Source organism: Microcystis sp. LE19-84.1B (assembly GCF_027531875.1).
GTDB classification, from domain to species: Bacteria; Cyanobacteriota; Cyanobacteriia; order Cyanobacteriales; family Microcystaceae; genus Microcystis; species Microcystis panniformis.
The window spans coordinates 1-18,672 of record NZ_JAPZSR010000313.1 but is presented as its reverse complement, the minus strand read 5'-3'; the positions used below and the strand labels follow the sequence as shown (position 1 = coordinate 18,672).

Annotated in this window: 16 protein-coding genes and 1 pseudogene; 13 read left to right on the top strand and 4 right to left on the bottom strand. The window is 44.9% G+C overall.

What is annotated here, in order from left to right:
• Positions 1-42 precede the first annotated feature (42 nt).
• Both O9324_RS17705 and O9324_RS17700 read left to right on the top strand, forming a co-directional pair.
• Positions 43-801, top strand: a complete 759-nt coding sequence (locus O9324_RS17705; protein ID WP_288140873.1) for a sulfite exporter TauE/SafE family protein — start codon at positions 43-45, stop codon at positions 799-801.
• Positions 802-965: 164 nt separating this feature from the next.
• Positions 966-1,559: pseudogene (locus O9324_RS17700) on the top strand (Rpn family recombination-promoting nuclease/putative transposase); the annotation flags it as partial.
• Between the two features lie 77 nt (positions 1,560-1,636).
• Here O9324_RS17700 and O9324_RS17695 read toward each other — a convergent pair.
• Positions 1,637-2,191: a Uma2 family endonuclease gene (locus O9324_RS17695; RefSeq protein WP_288140871.1), complete on the bottom strand. Its 555-nt coding sequence runs from the start codon at positions 2,189-2,191 to the stop codon at positions 1,637-1,639.
• A 225-nt stretch (positions 2,192-2,416) separates the two neighbouring features.
• Between O9324_RS17695 and O9324_RS17690 the strand changes: the two genes are divergently transcribed.
• The 6 genes from O9324_RS17690 to O9324_RS17665 all read left to right on the top strand — a co-directional run bounded on the left by O9324_RS17690 (position 2,417) and on the right by O9324_RS17665 (position 7,799).
• The gene (locus tag O9324_RS17690) at positions 2,417-4,099 is read left to right on the top strand and encodes a DNA methyltransferase (protein ID WP_288140870.1); all 1,683 of its coding nucleotides are present in this window, start codon (positions 2,417-2,419) and stop codon (positions 4,097-4,099) included.
• Between the two features lie 80 nt (positions 4,100-4,179).
• On the top strand, positions 4,180-5,022 hold the full coding sequence (locus O9324_RS17685; protein ID WP_288140869.1) for an Rpn family recombination-promoting nuclease/putative transposase: 843 nt from the start codon (positions 4,180-4,182) through the stop codon (positions 5,020-5,022).
• A gap of 293 nt (positions 5,023-5,315) precedes the next feature.
• A complete protein-coding gene (locus O9324_RS17680) occupies positions 5,316-5,492 on the top strand; it encodes a DUF8621 family protein (RefSeq protein WP_002734354.1) in 177 nt (58 codons plus the stop codon).
• Positions 5,489-6,547 (top strand): DUF3326 domain-containing protein, encoded by a 1,059-nt coding sequence (locus tag O9324_RS17675; RefSeq protein WP_288140868.1) that lies wholly within the window; start codon positions 5,489-5,491, stop codon positions 6,545-6,547. The genes O9324_RS17680 and O9324_RS17675 overlap by 4 nt, the downstream gene beginning before the upstream one ends.
• Positions 6,544-7,125, top strand: a complete 582-nt coding sequence (locus O9324_RS17670; protein WP_287629879.1) for a CPBP family intramembrane glutamic endopeptidase — start codon at positions 6,544-6,546, stop codon at positions 7,123-7,125. The genes O9324_RS17675 and O9324_RS17670 overlap by 4 nt, the downstream gene beginning before the upstream one ends.
• A 230-nt stretch (positions 7,126-7,355) precedes the next feature.
• The gene (locus O9324_RS17665) at positions 7,356-7,799 is read left to right on the top strand and encodes a DUF3531 family protein (protein WP_002792370.1); all 444 of its coding nucleotides are present in this window, start codon (positions 7,356-7,358) and stop codon (positions 7,797-7,799) included.
• Between the two features lie 39 nt (positions 7,800-7,838).
• On the opposite strand, the gene O9324_RS17660 is transcribed toward O9324_RS17665, so the two are convergent.
• Positions 7,839-8,009, bottom strand: coding sequence for a hypothetical protein (locus tag O9324_RS17660; protein WP_288140867.1), 171 nt, complete (start codon positions 8,007-8,009; stop codon positions 7,839-7,841).
• A gap of 28 nt (positions 8,010-8,037) precedes the next feature.
• On the opposite strand from O9324_RS17660, the gene O9324_RS17655 reads away from it, so the two are divergent.
• The 5 genes from O9324_RS17655 to O9324_RS17635 all read left to right on the top strand — a co-directional run bounded on the left by O9324_RS17655 (position 8,038) and on the right by O9324_RS17635 (position 17,216).
• Positions 8,038-10,392, top strand: coding sequence for a GH116 family glycosyl hydrolase (locus tag O9324_RS17655; RefSeq protein ID WP_288140866.1), 2,355 nt, complete (start codon positions 8,038-8,040; stop codon positions 10,390-10,392).
• Positions 10,393-10,893: 501 nt separating this feature from the next.
• Complete coding sequence (locus O9324_RS17650; RefSeq protein ID WP_288140865.1) at positions 10,894-11,745, top strand: hypothetical protein; 852 nt, start codon at positions 10,894-10,896, stop codon at positions 11,743-11,745.
• On the top strand, positions 11,745-13,595 hold the full coding sequence (locus tag O9324_RS17645; RefSeq protein WP_353851726.1) for a VMAP-C domain-containing protein: 1,851 nt from the start codon (positions 11,745-11,747) through the stop codon (positions 13,593-13,595). The genes O9324_RS17650 and O9324_RS17645 overlap by 1 nt, the downstream gene beginning before the upstream one ends.
• The gene (locus O9324_RS17640) at positions 13,585-14,682 is read left to right on the top strand and encodes an AAA family ATPase (protein ID WP_288140863.1); all 1,098 of its coding nucleotides are present in this window, start codon (positions 13,585-13,587) and stop codon (positions 14,680-14,682) included. The genes O9324_RS17645 and O9324_RS17640 overlap by 11 nt, the downstream gene beginning before the upstream one ends.
• Before the next feature lie 8 nt (positions 14,683-14,690).
• Positions 14,691-17,216: an SAV_2336 N-terminal domain-related protein gene (locus O9324_RS17635; RefSeq protein WP_353851725.1), complete on the top strand. Its 2,526-nt coding sequence runs from the start codon at positions 14,691-14,693 to the stop codon at positions 17,214-17,216.
• 336 nt (positions 17,217-17,552) lie between these two features.
• Here O9324_RS17635 and O9324_RS17630 read toward each other — a convergent pair whose 3' ends face one another.
• Both O9324_RS17630 and O9324_RS17625 read right to left on the bottom strand, forming a co-directional pair.
• Positions 17,553-17,783, bottom strand: coding sequence for a PIN domain-containing protein (locus O9324_RS17630; protein WP_288140861.1), 231 nt, complete (start codon positions 17,781-17,783; stop codon positions 17,553-17,555).
• A complete protein-coding gene (locus O9324_RS17625) occupies positions 17,780-18,046 on the bottom strand; it encodes a UPF0175 family protein (RefSeq protein WP_288140860.1) in 267 nt (88 codons plus the stop codon). The genes O9324_RS17630 and O9324_RS17625 overlap by 4 nt, the downstream gene beginning before the upstream one ends.
• Positions 18,047-18,672 lie beyond the last annotated feature (626 nt).

The window sequence follows — 18,672 nt, the reverse complement described above, 5'->3', positions numbered from 1 at the left end:
TAATAGCAAATTCAGACCCCTCAAGGCCATGAACCGAAGATAATGGCAGACTATTACTTAATTTTACTGATAACAGGCGTTTTTTCGGGCTTATTAGCGGGTTTATTTGGTATTGGGGGTGGCACTATCTCCGTGGCGATCCTGTTAAATTTGGGCTACAGTTACGGGGAATCGGTGGCTACCAGCAGTTTAGCGATCGTTTTTACTTCCCTAGGGGGTACGATCCAAAATTGGCGATTAGGTTCCCTCAAATGGCAGCGAGTTCTCCTCTTAGGTTTACCCGGGATTTTTACGGCATTTATCGGGGTCTATCTGGTCAAATCTAGCCCCAAACACCTCCTAGAAGCGGCTTTTGGTTGTTTTTTACTACTCAATATCTATTTAACCAATCTCAAGCAAAATTTAAGCCAAAAAGAGCCAGTTTCTGCCCTTAGATTGCATCCTAATCTAGCCTGTCTGCTAACCGGAGGAATCGCTGGATTTCTAGCCGGTATTTTCGGAATTGGCGGTGGGGCGATCATGGTGCCACTACAAATGATTTTTTTGGCAGAAAAGATCAAAATCGCCATTGTCACCAGTTTAGGTGTGGTTTTACTCAATTCGATCGCCGCCTGTTTCGCTCATGCCCAAGCCGGTTATATTCTTTATCTACAAGGGATTATTTTAGGTATCGGTGGTTCTCTAGGTGTACAAGTAACCACTCGTTTTTTACCGAAATTACCGGATCGATTGGTGCGGATTACTTTTTATATTTTTCTGCTACTGATGGCCATTTATTTCTTCATCCGCGCTTGCTCTTAGACCGCATCAACGGACTCGTTAAATCTCAACTTTCTAACCTTTCTAGTCTCTCCCTGATTGGCTTTTTCCGTGTTCATCAATAAAAAACGGAGAATACTTGACAAATTCGGGGGGGGAGAATAAAGGAGACATAATTTTAGATGCCTATTGTGGGTGTGGAACGACTCCATCAAGTGGTTATTTATCTAAGGAAAAGTGACTCCCCCAAAGTCCGACAGAATGATTATAAACAAGGGAAAACCTCTCATCAATTTGAAGTGATTAGACTCTGGGAACAACCCTCGGAACCCCTATTAAAGGCCCCCGGACTGTTTCCCTTTGCCATACTCGCTCAAGCTGAGAAACAAGAAAACTTACTGCGGCAAATTGCCCAAGAAATCGAGCAAATCAGCGATAGTCAAGAACAAAGTAATCTGGCTGCATCTACCGCAATTCTAGCCGGGTTAGTATTAGAGAAAGACATCATTCAACGATTATTGAGGAAAGACATCATGAAAGAATCCGTTATCTATCAAGAAATCTGGTCGGAAGGTTTACAAGAGGGACGACAAGAGGGACGACAAGAGGGACGACAAGAGGGAGAAGCTAACCTAGTTTTACGTCAATTAAATCGGCGTGTAGGGGACATTTCTCCCGAATTATTGCCCAATATTCGCAGTCTTGACCTAGAACAGTTAGAAAACTTGGGAGAAGCTTTGTTAGATTTTCAGTCACTACAAGATTTAGAACAATGGCTGGAAAATTGCCGAGCTAGTTAGTACAAATAAACTAAATGCTGTCTATCCATTCCCATGGAAGCAGCAAGCTCTCAACTCCCTTGAGAGTAGTTGACACTTTAATCTATTCCCCGGTAGAGATCGGCGATCGCTAACTCTAGGTTAATACTTGACAGGATCACCCGATCGCCCGTATCGTAAATAGTCGTTTCCCATATCCCCAGAGAATTACGACGACGGCATTCCACGCGCTGGATTTCTTGGGAAATTAATACATATTCTTCTAAAGTTTCTATCTGTTGATAATCTTGGAATTTTTCGCCCTTGTCAAAAGCAGTCGTACTGGGGGAAAGCACTTCCGCGATCAGTTTCGGATAGCGTTTCAGATAACGATCTTGGCGATCGCGAGGATCGCAGGTAACAAAAGCATCGGGATAGTAATAAAACTGATCTTGATAGTTAACCTTGACCTTACCCGAGTGAAACCGACAGTCTGTAGAGTCGCCGAAATGTTCGTCAATGACTTTGAGAAAATTGAAGGCAATGCGATCGTGATTATCCGTACCGCCGGCCATCGCATAAACCAAACCACGTCGGTATTCATGACGGATCTGGCTCTGGCGCTCGATAGCGAGATATTCTTGAGGACTGATGTAGTTGGGAACTGCGATCATAATCTCTAGGGGTAAGCCTAGTATCAATTATAGTCGGAAGGTTTACGAGAGGGACTTCTGCTGACACTAGGTTAAATTTTGGGCGCACGCAGTTCGAGCAACTCACTGACCACGATGCGGTTCTTCTAATTAGTACACTCATATTATTGTAGGGGCGAATTGCATTCGCCCTCTTTAAGGGAGAATAATAATACAATTGAGATGCGGTCAATTATCTTAATCTCTATGGTCAATAAACTATACTACGGTGATAACCTAGAAGTGCTGCGGAAATATATCAAAGATGAATCGATCGATCTTTGTTATATCGATCCACCCTTTAATTCTAAACGTAATTACAACCAAATTTATAACAACTTAGGCAAGGAAGATCAAGCACAAGCACAAGCGTTTGTGGATACCTGGACATGGGATAATCACGCTAACGAAGCGTTAGAAGAAATTCAAAGCAACTATCAGGGTAAATTTACCAGTCAGACTATCGATTTAATTGACGGTTTAACCAAAGTTTTGGGTAAAGGTAGTCTTCTCGCTTATCTGGTGAGTATGACTCTGAGGATTGTGGAAATCCATCGAGTTTTAAAATCTACCGGTAGCTTTTATCTCCACTGCGATCCTACTGCTAGTCATTATTTAAAAATAGTTTTAGATACTGTTTTTTGCTCTCAGGGGGGTGATTTTAAAAATGAGATTAGCTGGAAAAGACAATCAGCCCATAGTGATGCAAAAAAGAAATTTTGTGATATTGTTGATATAATTTTTTACTATGTTAAATCTTCTCAAGCTAGTTTCTATCCTCAGTACGGAGAACACGATAGTAATTATGTTGATAAATTTTATAGACATAATGATAATGATGGGAGAGGAATGTATAGATTAAGTGATATGGCTAGTCCGAATCCACGGCCAAATATGATGTATGAATGGATGGGGTTTCCTTATCCTAGTAAAGGCTGGCGTTACCAAAAAGAAACGATGCAACAGTTACACGATCAGGGTAGAATATATTATCCTCGCCATTCCGATGGTCAATTTAACACAAAAAAACGGCCACAGTTAAAAAGATATCTTAATGAGCAAGAAGGCTCTATTATTACCAATTTATGGACTGACATTCAATCTTTAAGTCCTCATGCTGCCGAAAAACTCGGTTATCCCACGCAAAAACCAGAGGCATTGTTAGAAAGAATAATCGAAGCAAGTAGCAATAAAGGAGACATAATTTTAGATGCCTATTGTGGGTGTGGAACGACTATCGCTGTAGCAGAGAGATTAGAGAGAAACTGGATTGGAATTGATATAACCTATCAGAGTATTAGCTTAATGTTAAAGCGACTAGAGGACTCCTTTGGTAAAAATGTTTTAGATAAAATTGAACTGAATGGTATTCCTAAAGATCTAGAATCAGCCAAAGCATTAGCCACTAAACCCGATGATCGTACCCGCAAAGAATTTGAGAAATGGGCAGTTTTAACCTATAGTAATAACCGGGCAGTGATTAATGACAAAAAAGGGGCAGATAAAGGAATCGATGCTATTGCCTATTTTCAGGGAGATAAGGACAACCGCGAGAAAATTATTTTTCAAGTAAAATCCGGTAATGTCAAATCGGGAGACATCAGAGATCTACAGGGAACTATGACAATACAAGGGGCAGCCCTGGGTATATTTATCACCTTGAAACCCCCCAGCAAAGATATGATCCAAACAGCCAAATCTGCGGGAATTTATCGCAGTCGTTACATGAGTCAAAGTGTTGATAAAATTGAGATTGTGACAGTACAAGAAATACTTGAACAGAAAAAACGTCTCGATGTTATCCTCACCTTTGAAGTCCTGAAAGCTGCCGAAAAACAAAGGGAAACCCAAGGACAACAAATGAGTTTAGATATACCCTTCCCCGAATAAAACTCCTTTGGTTATTTTTGGGGATAGGGTGATAATTTTGTTAAAATATAGAGCAGCCTTAACCTATAATTGAATTAAAAATGTATGATTCTACCTGTAAATTTATCGCCCTTGAATATTCGAGAGACTTAGCCACTTGGTTACTGGGTAAACCCTTAGAATTAACAGAAATTAAACCCTCAGAATTATCCCTAGAACCAATTAGGGCTGATACTTTAATCTTTTTAGAGTCGGAAGAATTAATCTTACATATCGAGTTCCAAACCGACCCTAAAGAAGACATTCCCTATAGAATGCTAGATTATGCCACCAGACTCTATCGACGCTATCCCCATAAACCTATCCATCAAGTGGTTATTTATCTAAGGAAAAGTGACTCCCCCAAAGTCCGACAGAATGATTATAAACAAGGGAAAACCTCTCATCAATTTGAAGTGATTAGACTCTGGGAACAACCCTCGGAACCCTTATTAAAGGCTCCCGGACTGTTTCCCTTTGCCATACTCGCTCAAGCTGAGAAACAAGAAAACTTACTGCGGCAAATTGCCCAAGAAATCGAGCAAATCAGCGATAGTCGAGAACAAAGTAATCTGGCTGCATCTACCGCAATTCTGGCCGGGTTAGTATTAGAGAAAGAGATCATTCAACGATTATTGAGGAAAGACATCATGAAAGAATCCGTTATCTATCAAGAAATCTGGTCGGAAGGTTTACAAGAGGGACGACAAGAGGGACGACAAGAGGGAGAAGCTAACCTCGTTTTACGTCAATTAAATCGGCGTATAGGGGACATTTCTCCAGAATTACTGCCCAATATTCGCAGTCTTGACCTAGAACAGTTAGAAAACTTGGGAGAAGCTTTGTTAGATTTTCAGTCACCACAAGATTTAGAAGAATGGCTGGAAAATTGCCGAGCAAGTTAGTACAAGTAAACTCAATGTGGTCTCTCTATTAGTCACATCTTTCCTAACATAAAATTTGACGAAAAGAGAAAAGTGTGCAGGATAGCTTAAGGGGGTTCTACAATACTAAATCCGTTGAGTAACGCACAGAAAACGGGTTTCTCGGAGAAACCCGTTTTCTGCTCATGCAAAAGTCAAAAAGGGGAATAAATAATCAGTCTTTAATAACCAGATTTAGTATAAGGATTGTATAAGCCAGCGCAAGAGGGCAAAATCTTGATAAACTGAGGGGATAACTATCCTGGACTATTCCCATGACCACTCACTTTATTAGTGCCGAAATCGACCTACAGGAAACCCCGCAACAACTGCAGCAAGAAATCGAAAAAGAATTAGCCAAACGCGGTGAACCCTTGCGTTGGGCAATCACAGAAGTGGATACCGAGAATAATCAAGTCAAAGTCGAAGCGATTGTCACCACTGCCTCGTGAATTCCCGTCCCTATACCGCCGTACTAATTATTCCCACCGGCATCGGGGCAGCGATTGGCGGTTATGCTGGGGATGGCATTCCCGTGGCCAGAGCGATCGCCGAAGTTTGCGATCGCCTAATTACCCATCCCAATGTCCTCAACGGCGCACAACTGTACTGGCCTCTGGACAACACCTATTATGTGGAGGGTTACGCTTTAGATCGTTTTGCCCGGGGGGATTGGGGATTAAGTCCCGTCCATCAAAATCGCATCGGGTTACTATTCGATCGCGCCATTGAATTTGACCTCTTGCAAAGACACCTTCAGGCTGCCGATGCTGTTCGGGCTACCCTAGGCTTAGATCTCACCGATTACCTTATCACCGATGCCCCCCTAAATGTGCAGTTGCGAGAGGCAGCCTCCGGGGCCAGTTGGGGAACAATTGGCAATCCCGACAGCTTGCTGCGGGGTGCAGAAAAACTGATTAACCAGGGCCAGGCAGAAGCGATCGCCATTGTTGCCCGTTTTCCCGACGATCCCGATAGCATTGCCCTGGCTAATTATCGCCATGGTCAGGGGGTGGATCCCCTTGCCGGGGCCGAAGCGGTGATTTCCCATCTGGTGGTGCGACAATTCCAAATACCGGCGGCCCACGCTCCCGCTTTAAGTCCGCTGCCCCTCGATCCGCAACTTTCCCCCAAGGCCGCAGCCGAAGAAATCGGTTATACTTTTTTACCCTGCGTTTTGGTGGGTTTAAGTCGCGCCCCTCAATTGGTCAAGCAGCCCGGTCCCGATGCTATTTGGAGCCGGGAGGTGGACGCGCTGATCGTTCCCGCCAGTGCTTGCGGCTCCAGCACAGTTTTAAGTTTTTGTCAAGAAAAAAACGTACTGATTGCTGTGCAGGAAAATAGTACAAGAATGAAGGTGGCTCCGGAACCTCTAGGGGTGAAAGCAATTAGGGTACACTCGTATATGGAGGCAATCGGTGCGATCGTTTGTCAACGGGCCGGGGTTAGCCTCCCATCTCTTCGCCCTAATTTCAACTCTTTACGCTGTTTATCCGAGAATCCGTGACTAATTCCCCTAATTCCGAATTTGATCCCCTGACACGCACACAAGTCCTCACCATTATGGCGGTAACGGCGATTATCTTGCTGGTAGTCGCCAAAGTCTGGCAATATTTCGGTGCGATCGCTATTCCCGCCATTCGCTGGACTCTCCCGGATTTCCTGTTCGGATTAGCCTTAGCGGGGGCAATTAGTGGAATTAGTGGGCTTCTCTATCGTTTTTGGTCTAGTTATCGCCATAGTGCTAACGCTTACTTAGAATTAGTCATTAAACCTTTAGCATGGCCCGATTTAATTTGGGTTGGATTACTGCCGGGGTTAAGTGAAGAATTATTATTTCGCGGGGTGATTTTGCCAGCTTTGGGCTTAAATATCTTTGGTTTAACCGTTTCTAGTCTAATTTTTGGCATCCTCCATTTTAGCGGTTCCCAGCAATGGCCCTATGTTATCTGGGCAACTGTTGTCGGTTTTGCCCTCGGTTATACCGTCATCATCACCGGTAATTTATTAATCCCAATTCTCGCTCATATTATCACCAATCTCCTCGCTAGTTTTCTCTGGAAATTACAGCATAGTAATCAGTAATCAGTTATCAGTTATCAGTAATCAGTAATCAGTTATCAGTTATCAGTTATCAGTTATCAGTTAGGGACTTGCGCTTTGATAATGTACCTTTTGGGCGAACGCAGTTCGCCCCTACATTGTGGACAAAATCCGTTACTGTAGGGGCGCAAAGCTTGCGCCCTCCGATCGATTGGGATATTATTCCCACGCAAGTCCCTTATCAGTGACTACTCCTGTCTCCTATAAAAAATATGGAAGTACAATTTCGCGAATTTAATCCTTTTGATGTCTGGTTTTGGCTGGAATTTTCGACGGTTCCCTCGAATATGGAACAGCAGTATGTAGAAGAAGTTTTTGCCTCTTGGTTTTATTTGGGTAAATTAGGAGCTTTCAATGCCGAAAACCTACAGGTACAGGAGGTGGGAATCGATATTAGTTATATGGAATACGATCCAGATATGGCCGAAAATGCCTTTATGTCACCGATGCACAATATGACCGATTTTGAATACTTAGGTACTTGGGGACGTTGTTGGTTTGATCTCGGTACTAGCGATCTTATTGCTTTAGATATTTTAATCAATGCCTTGACCCAATTAAGTAAGGATTTTGTCGATATTAAACGTTTAATTATCGGGGGAGAAAATCAAGATTGGACAGTCAGCGATCGCAGCAATTATCTCTTTAGCGAATAATTAGGTTTTACTGAAAAAGTTTCTTGGTGGAGTCAGTATTCAGTATTCAGGAGGAGATAGGGTGATAGGGTTTTGGGGTGATAGGGTTTTGGGGTGATAGGGTGATGAGACAGCTTCCCCACTCCCCCACTTCCCCACTACCCCACTACCCCACTTCCCCACTTCCCCACTTCCCCACTTCCCCACTTCCCCACACCCCACACCCCACACACACCCCACACCCCACTTAACAACATCTATGCTTAATCTCGTCTCCCTTCCAGAAATTCCCGCCGCTGCTTGGAAACGTCCTCTAGGCAAAGGTTGGGAAAAACCCTACAGCGTCCGCTACGCCAGCAATTTAGATGATGGTCCTTGGCATGGGATGCCTCTGGGGGGATTTGGGGGCGGTTGCATCGGACGTTCCCCCAAAGGTGACTTTAATCTCTGGCATCTGGACGGTGGTGAACACAGTTTTAATAGCCTTGCGGCCTGTCAATTTAGCATTTTTGAACAAACAGAAGACGGAAGCGCCCAAGCCTACGCTATGGCGACGGAAAGCCCCAAGGATGGAACATTATCGCGCTGGTCGTGGTATCCAGCCGAAAAGGGAACATATTCTGCCCTTTATCCCCGCAGTTGGTACGAGTACAAAGATGTTTTTCAGACTCAATTAATTTGCGAACAATTCTCACCAGTTTGGGCGCATAATTACCAAGAAAGTAGTTATCCTATAGCCCTATTTGAATGGACGGTTCATAACCCCACCGATAAACCGATTACTATTAGTATTATGCTGACTTGGCAAAATACAATCGGTTGGTTTACTAACGCGATTAAATCCCCAGTGGTTAAGGTGAGAGATGATGGTAGTCCCGTCTATGAATATCAATCAAAATGGGGGGAAAGTGAGGGTAATTATAATCAATGGATTGTCGATAATTTCCGCGTTGGCTGTCTGATGCGTCGGGATTACGAAAACCCTGGGGAAGGGGATGGACAGATGGCGATTGCCAGTATCACTAATCCGAGTCTAGAGGTATTTTATCTGGGTAAATGGAACCCTGCTGGCGATGGGAGCGAAGTTTGGGATTATTTCGCCATGAATGGCTCTTTACCGGATATTGAGGACGAAACTCCCGCCCAAAAAGGGGAACAAACGGCCACGGCCATGGCGATTCGTTTTACCATTCGTCCGGGGAAAACTCGCAAAATTCCTTTTATTTTAGCTTGGGATTTACCAGTCACGGAATTTGCCCAAGGAATTAACTATTATCGTCGTTATACGGACTTTTTCGGTCGCAATGGTCAAAATGCTTGGGCGATGGTACGCACAGCTTTAAAACACGGCGACACATGGCGAGAAAATATTATTAACTGGCAAAAACCGATCCTAGAACGCACCGATCTGGCCGATTGGTTTAAAATGGCTTTATTTAACGAATTATACCTCCTAGCTGACGGCGGTACTCTCTGGACGGCAGCCACGGAACAGGATCCTATCGGTCAATTTGGGGTCTTAGAATGTATTGATTATCGTTGGTATGAAAGTCTTGATGTGCGTCTCTATGGTTCCTTTGGGTTATTGATGTTATGGCCGCGCTTAGAAAAGGCCGTCATGGAAGCTTTTGCCAGGGCAATTCCCAGTAGTGACGACACTCCTCGGATTATCGGTTATAACCAAGCTAGTGCCATTCGTAAGGCTAAAAATGCCACTCCCCACGATTTAGGCGCACCCAATGAACACCCTTGGCAAAAGAGCAATTACACCAGTTATCAAGATTGTAATCTCTGGAAAGATTTGGGCAGTGATTTTGTTTTATTAGTTTATCGGGATTATTTATTAACGGGGGCTAAAGATGAGGATTTTCTGCGGGAATGTTGGCCGTCAATTGTCCTGACTTTGCAATATTTAAAAACTTTTGACCTTGATAACGATGGCATCCCTGAAAATTCCGGCGCACCAGACCAAACCTTTGATGATTGGCGTTTACAGGGAATTAGTGCCTATTGTGGTGGTTTGTGGATAGCAGCCCTAGAAGCGACGCTTAAAATTGGGGCAATTCTTGGAGAAGATACAGCAATTTTTGCCAGTTGGTTACAGCAATCTCGCGCTATTTATCATGATACTCTCTGGAATGGAGAATATTATAATTTAGATAGTGGCAGTGGTTCCGATGTGGTGATGACTGACCAATTATGCGGTCAATTTTATGCCCGTTTATTGAGTTTACCAGATGTGGTAGAAAATCAATACACGCAATCAGCTTTAAGTAAGATTTATGAGGCCTGTTTTCTCAAGTTTCATGGGGGAAAATTTGGGGCAGCCAATGGTTTAAAACCCGATGGTACTCCCGAAAATCCCGAAGCAACTCATCCCTTGGAAGTTTGGGTAGGAATTAATTTTGGGTTGGTGGCTTTTTTACTACAAATGGGAATGGAAAAGCAAGGATGGCAAATTACGGAAGCGGTGGTACAACAAATTTATGAAAATGGCCTACAATTTCGCACCCCGGAAGCAATAACATCGGTGGGAACTTTTCGCGCCTGTCATTATTTACGCGCCATGGCTATCTGGGCTATCTATGGGGTTTTGACGGAATTTCAGGGATAAATTTTCTTAGAGATATCCCGCTTTTCTCAACTTCAATTTCCCTCCTTGAATATTTGCTAAAAAATGTTCACCATGTCACATTATGGGCGATTGGTGGGGGTGTATAGCGTAGGTCTTTTCTTCGATCAGATGAACGTAGAACGTAGGTTGGGTTGAAGCATGAAACCCAACGCCTGTTACGCTACCGCTAACCCATACTACAAATAATTGTGCCTCCCTACTTAGCGTAGGTCTTTTCTTCGATCAGATTTGCTCATCACCACAACCTTATACCATTTTTCTTTATTCTTGGCAGGTATCTTACCCCCCGACGTCGGGGGAGGTTGGGGGGGTGGGGGGTTAGGGCGATTAACCATCTCTGCCATTACTTATGAAAAATGGTATTAAGAGAGTCGAGTAATTTAGATAGTCAAGAGCTTATTTTATTCTTGTTCTCAAGTGCGAAAAACCATTTAAAATTGAAAATTAACAGGGACAGGAAAGCCCTGTAACTGGAGGATCATGGCTAAAATTGTCGGTGTTCATGGTATCGCACAAGAATTTAGGGGTAGTCACACGATTTCTGCTGAGTGGTTGCCAAGTCTCAAGGATGGATTGAAGCTCGCGGGAACCGAGTTAGAGTCCGATACTGATTTTCGTTGTGCGTTTTACGGAGATATTTTCCGGGGAAAATCGAAAGCGATCGGTATCGCGAACTACGATGTTAATGATATCGATTCCGATTGGGAAAAAGAATTACTCCAGTCGTGGTGGCAAGAAACGGAACGAGTGGAAAATAATCATCCCAATGCGAATAGCCTTTTGAGAGAAAAATCTACCCCAAAAATTATCCAGAGAGCTTTGTCGGGGTTAAGTGAATCTCGGTTTTTCGGTGGCATTGCCGAGAAATTGGTTATTTTTTATCTTAAGCAGGTGGGGAGCTATTTACACGATCAAAAGCTAAAACAGCAGATTCAAAAGCGAGTAATAGAATCTATCGATGAAGATACGCGGGTACTTGTAGCTCATTCTCTCGGTTCGATCGTCTGTTACGAAACTTTATGTCAGCATCCAGAATGGCCGATTAAAGTCTTTGTCACCCTCGGTTCTCCTTTGGGGATAAGACAATTAATTTTCGATCGACTGCAACCGTCCCCCCGCAATAACCTGGGGTGCTGGCCCGGAAATGTGAAAAGATGGGTAAATATCGCGGACGATGGCGATGTGGTGGCGTTGACAAAGGAACTCAACCCTTTATTTGAGGGAACTATCGAGGATAAGCTAGTTTATAATGGCTGCGAGGCTCATGATGCCAAAAGGTATCTGACGGCGGTTGCAACTGGGGAAGCGATTCGATCGGGGTTAATCGATTGATGGGTAATGATATGGATGAAGAAATCAAGTATTATCTAATCGCTTGTGGGACAAAGGATTACAACGCATTCGAGCAATTACCCAGCGTCGAGACGGATTTAGAACTGGTGAACAGTCTCTTTACCAGTGGTTTTGGATATGAAAGAGTTCTGCCAAGTTTACATTTAAATCCCACAACTAACGATCTTAAAATACTATTCCCTAATTGGCTTCGGGATAAAGAGCGACATGGAACGAAAAATATTCTTATTTTTTACTATTCTGGTCATGGCGAATATTGTCCAGGTGATAGACATTATCTCATACTGGAAGACACAAATAGTGACGATATACCTTCAACGGCTTTACCGACTCAAGACTTAGTTCTTCCTATTAAAAATAACCAAGTAACAATCTCTCAAGTTCTCTATATTATTGACACTTGTTACTCCCAAAGTGGTGCGGGAGATATTATAAAATTCGTTAGCGATGCGATCAAACAATATGAAGCGGTTCGAGGAGCTAATATAGCTATTCATGTTATGGCAGCTTGTAGGTCAAAAGATACAGCGATCGAAGGCGTTTTATCCCGATCGCTGCAACAAGCTCTCGATGATATAGAAGCGATCGATTTTTATTCCCACCGTGGATATGTCGATCTAGGTTGGTTGGTTGATAAAATGAACCAAAATGTTGACAGTAATCAGCGTGTTAATTATTCTGCGCTAGGAATTGAAACCCATGCTATCTTTTTTCCTACTTATCCTAAAGCTGACCAAAAATGGGAAAATCAACGATTTAATTTAATCGAAAAACTTTTCGATATTTTAAAAATTAATTCCGATAATAGTTTATTTTTAATCAACTCTTTTCTGTTAGTCTATGAGGATCCCAAATCGTCATCTATTTCAAACATACAAGAGCTTAGAGAAAAACTAAAAGATTTATCTAGTAAGCCAGTTAATAAAGAAATATGTCCTTTGATTTTATTTTCTGAATGGTGCAGGTTGAAGTTATTTAAGGATGAAACCCTAGATATTGCTGAAGATATTGATACTTGGAAAGGTGAAGCTGTTCGATATAGGGATGGTGTGCAGTTAGACACAATCAAGAAATATGCGAGAGAATTGTGGGATAAATTTAATAAAAATATCGAACTAGAAGGAAGAATACAAATTGTAATCTCACCCGCAATTGATAAACATAATAATACTGGCTTACAAACAGAATATTTTCATGTAAATACGATGTTTTTTGTGGGAATAAACGATAAAATTAAGTTATGGAATATCCATAAAAAAGAACAAGGTTTTATGTTAGAAGAAATGCAAAATAGTTTCTATCAGGTAATTCCTGAAATATTTTACTATTTACCCGATCGAGTGAGACTAGAGATTGAATTTTTCCTTCCATTTGCTTTGCTGAAACACTCCCTAGAAGATATTAAGTTTAGATGCGGTGAGGGGCCATCTATCGGATACGAGTATCCTGTTTTTATTAACTCCTTCGATCGCTATTTCGATGAAGACTTCCGAGAAATACGCGACAAGATCGAGGGGATCAAGAGAGCTTTATGGGAAAATAATAGCGATCTTGACTGGGAACATTACTACATCGGAACCGAACCATCGATCGCCGATCTGGAATATATCGTCGAATCCCTGCCGATCGCCGTCTGGAGTCGAAACGCCGGCGAACCGATGACAGATAACGATCTAAAACCCTCGGAATGGAGAAACTGGCCCGATAATATCAAAGAATTACGCAGAAACAAGCGAAAAATCGCCCTTTTCTGGGACGATCTATACCCCAAACCCTCCCCGAAACCGAGACCTCTAAACACGAGAGTGGTGGAATCCAATGGCCAATAAACCAGTTACCAAAGCAGAAGAACTTCGCATCTATCGGGGTTTGACCCTGAGTGCCGATAGTTTACCCACACCCAAAGAACAAAGAAAACACCTCGATCGCATCCCACCGCCACCCCCTTGGCGCAGTTTTAGCCTGTCCCCGGAAGAATGGACAAAAGCGGCAAAATCCCAGGAAATACCGCCCGAACAGGGAAAAATCGACCCTAGGGCTTTAGGATTCGTCGCGGATAGGAAAGCGGTGGAATTGGTGAATGCTGCCCTCTGTTTGCGTCGTCCCCTACTGATTGAGGGCAACCCCGGCGCCGGCAAGACTTCCCTGGCCTACGCAGTCGCGCGGGAATTGGGATTACCCGGCCCCTACCGTTGGTCGATCGTTTCCCGCACCACCCTTAAAGAGGGTCTTTATGCCTACGATGCGATCGGACGGTTACAGGAAGCTTCCCTACAAAGACAGAAAGTGGGAGAGGGGGGAAAGTACGAGGAACCAGATATCGGCAGCTATCTAAGATTAGGCCCCATGGGGATGGCTTTTTATCGATCCCGTCCCGGACGACCGGCGGTGCTGCTAATTGATGAGATCGATAAAAGCGATATCGATATGCCTAACGATCTCCTCCATATTTTCGAGGAGGGATTTTTTGAGATCCCAGAATTGACACGATTAAAAACCGGCGACCAATCCGTTCTTCCCTATCGCGGTCAACAGGAGGACAGCGAGGAAAAAATCCCGATCGATCGAGGTTGTGTGTCTTGTCAGGAGTTCCCCCTAGTATTCATGACCAGTAACGAGGCCCGGGAGTTTCCCCCTGCTTTCCTGCGTCGATGTTTGCGTTTAAGACTCGAACAACCCGACAACGAGGATGATTTCTATCGCATACTAGAGCAACGTTTCCCCCCAGAGAGCCTAAATCAATTGGACGAACCGGCCAGAAATCTGATCCGGGAATTTCTCCATCGAATCAAAAGCAAAGACAAACTAGCCACCGATCAACTGCTCAACGCGGTCTATCTGTTACTACAGGGAAACGACCTCACCGACCCCGATAGCGAGCTGCTAGACACCATCTTTAAATCCTTGCAAGGGTAGGGGGAGAGATGGAAGGGAAGAAAGCCATCTGGTGGGAAGACGAGAGGGAAATGGCAGAACTGATCTGGTGCGCTGCTTACCTCGATCGAATTATCGCGCCTTGGTCGATGGAGCAGCCCGGACAGTCGGAAGCAACCTCATCTAATGATCAGGATGATAACCGGTCATCCGGCAGCGGTGAAAAAACCCCTCCCCCCGGAGCGATCGAGTCAACGCTCCCCGTTGCCTATCCCGAAAACATCGATCGCCCGACGCAGACCTCCCGGAAGCGCGATTCGGTCGAGAGCGATCGTTCTTCTCCCGTTCGCGTCCCCGATCCCTTTCCGATACCCGAACCCACCGCCATCAGTAAGGCAATTCTCCCCCTAGCGCGTCGCGTGCCTGGATTACGGGCCGACGAGTTGGATATCGAGGTTACAGTGGAACGGACGGCCGAAGCGGGGGGATTACCGATGCTCGCTTTCCGACCCCCCCTAGAACGTTGGTTAGAGGTTCACCTGTTGATCGATCGCTCTCCCCCGATGGAATTTTGGGGAGATCTAGCGGGGGGAATGACCACCCTCTTCCGTTGGCAAGGCTTTTTTAGGGATGTGCGGGTTTGGTGGTTCGAGACCGGTGAAAATGAAGCTCGTTTGCTTTCCGGTGCGGGGCAAATCGAACGGAACCCTCGCAGTCTGGTTGCACCCTCTGGAAACCGACTTTTTATCGTCCTAACCGATACTTTGGGGAAAGCTTGGCGATCGGGGTCTGCCTTCGCCACCCTAGCGGATCTGGGCAAAGAACACCCCGTCACCATTGCTCACATTTTCCCGCAGGAGCTATGGCAACGAACCGCTTTAGAGGGAGCGATCCTCCGGCCTTTGATCGCACCGGGTCCCGCTTCTGCCAATGCAATACTGCAAGTGGGGGAAAGACTCCGCACGAAGCAGATTCTCTATCGGTTCCCTATTTTCAATCTATCCCCCGCTCACTTTGCAACCTGGGCGAAATTTATCGCTGGGAGCGGTGGTAACTCCATTCAGGGGGTTTTAATGGGAGCAACCACTGCGGGGGTGAATATGGGTGAAACCGGAGAAGAAGAGGCAGCCGATCTGGAAGCGGAATCCCCGGAAGAGTTATTGAGAGGCTTTTTAATCGATGCCAGTCCCTTGGCCCGAGAACTGGCTAAAGTGCTGGCGGCCGTTCCCCTGATTCCTCCAGTGATGCGATTGGCACAGCGGCGATTTTTACCCGATAGTAAACATTGGCATCTAGCGGAGGTCTTTTTTAGCGGACTGGTCGAAAAATCTACCTTTAGTCCGGAAGGAGCGACGGTTCCGGATGCTTGGTACGATTTTCACCCCGGCATTCGTCAGCTACTGTTGGCAGATAGTGCCGCTAGACGCACGATCGATATTTGGCGCGGCATCGGCGATTATATTCGCGACCATTACGGTGAATTTCGCGATTTTTCGGCTCTAATCCCCAATCCACAGGGTTCTCTAGCGGATGCAGTCAGCGATCGCTCTCTCTATTTTGCTGAGGTGGACGCAGCTGTTCTCCGCACTTGGGGGGGAGAGTACGCCGATATCGCCCAAAACATCGAGGAGAAAGTGAGGCAGCGAAAACAGGAAATCTTGACCCCAGAAAAACTCCTAAAATTCACCTTCGAGACCCTATACGTCGATAAATGGGGAGAAATTACCAAAAGAGAACCCCTGGAGGCCTACTACTACCAAGAACCCCTAGGCAAGGGAATCGAACCCCTAACCATGGTTGCTATCCCGGGGGGCGAATTCCTGATGGGTTCACCGGGAGAAAAGGACGATTACAAGTCTGAAAAACCCCAACACCCCGTGAGCGTCAGTGCCTTCTACCTGAGCCAGACTCTGATTACGCGGGCGCAATGGCGGTTCGTGGCCCACCTACCGAGGGAAGGAAAAGACCTCGATCCAGAACCTGCGGAGTTTAAGGAAAGTGATAATAACCCCGTCGATCGCCTGAGTTGGTACGATGCGATCGAATTCTGCGCCCGTCTGTCCCGTCACACGGGAAAAAATTACCGTTTACCGAGCGAGGCCGAGTGGGAATACGCTTGTAGAGCGGGAACAACCACCCCCTTCCACTTTGGCGAGACGATCACGGCAGAACTGGCGAATTACGATAGTTCAACGGTCTATCAACAAGAAAAGGCGAAAAAATCCCCAGAGAAAACCACCCCCGTCCGCTCCTATCTCCCCAACGCCTTCGGGCTGTACGATATGCACGGGAATGTTTGGGAGTGGTGTTTAGATCCGTGGCATAGTGATTATCAAGGCGCACCGCCCACAGACGGGAGCGTTTGGGACGAGACAAATAATGATAATCGTTATGAAAACTTATTAAATAGTATAAATGAACTCTTGACGGATAAACGAATTGGTGTACTGCGGGGCGGTTCTTGGTGCGGCGTTCCGAATTACTGCCGTTCCGCTTACCGCAACTACTTCAGCCGCCGCGTCAGCGACTACGTCAACGGTTTTCGGGTGGTGTGCGGTGCTGGGAGGACCCTGTAACCCTTTTCCCCTTTTTTTCCCTTTTTTCCCTCATTCCCTTTTCTGGAATTTTTTTAGGCAGACTATAGAACAAGTGTATTAGTTTAGGGGTGGTTAATTACCTAGGGTTTACTGTTCCCGGGTCCTGTAGTAACGCACAGAAAACGGGTTTCTCGGAGAAACCCGTTTTCTACTCATGCACTCATGGAAAAAGGGTAATAAATAATCAGTTTTTAATAACTGGATTTAAGTAGCTGGTTATAATTAAATTAAAAATGGATTTTAGGTTCGATCCCCTCTTAGGGACTTGCGTGGGAATAATATCCCAATCGATCGGAGGGCGCAAGCTTTGCGCCCCTACAGTAACGGATTTTGTCCACAATGTAGGGGCGAACTGCGTTCGCCCAAAAGGTACATTATCAAGGGGTTAGCAATCCAATTGCGAACGATAGATGGAGATTCTGAGGCCTTTAATTCATCAGCTACAGCTTCAGGAATGACCACAAGCTTATACAGTTCTTGTAGGATCATAATTTGGTCAATTAAGAGCAGGTAGCAAATCGGAGAAGTATCAGAGACAACTATCATTTTGCTCTGAGTTCTTTGAGAGTTTGCAAATCGCGTTCTAGTTCAATTTCATCATAATTCAGATAGACTCCCATCCGCTTTAAAAAAGCATGAGTTTCTAACCGAGAAGGTAATTGAAGGATGCGTCCAACTTCGGCCGTACTCAAGATACCGGCACTGTAAGCATCAGCAATAACCATTTCTAGCAGTTTATGAGCCAAATTATCGCCTGTTTGACCTAATCTCTGGGCGATTTCGTCGGGAATATCAACAGTGATTTGCATAAAATTATCGGAGTCGCTACCAGTTAGGGACTTGCGTGGGAATAATATCCCAATCGATCGGAGGGCGCAAGCATTGCGCCCCTACAGTAACGGATTTTGTCCACAATGTAGGGGCGAACTGCGTTCGCCCAAAAGGTATATTATCAAAGCGCAAGTCCCTTAGTTCTATCATCTGTGAAATAGATGGCTCTTCCAGTTTTTGTGTGGAAGGAAGAAGAATAGGGATAATTTGGTTGCATCTCAATTTGGTCGAAATATCTATAGGACATTTTGGGCGCACACAGTTCGATAAACTCACTGACCACAGTGCGGCCCTACCATTGGCGTAATAATATTATTGTAGGGGCGAATTGCATTCGCCCTCAGGGTTTGCGGCAAAAAGTTTTTTGTGAGGGCGGGGTGTGGGGTAGGGTCGTTTCATTCCCTCAAATGTCATTCTCTCCAATCCAACAGAGTTTTTAGATTTATTCAGCAAGCTCTATCTAGGGTTTGCTGAATAAGTACGGGCGAAGCATTCGGATAGAAAATCTACCTTTTCACCGATAGGTTATTGTCCGAATGCTTCGCCCCTACAGGACGCGGGCCGATGAAGACGCAAGGTTTTGAACGACGATTCTCTCAAAATC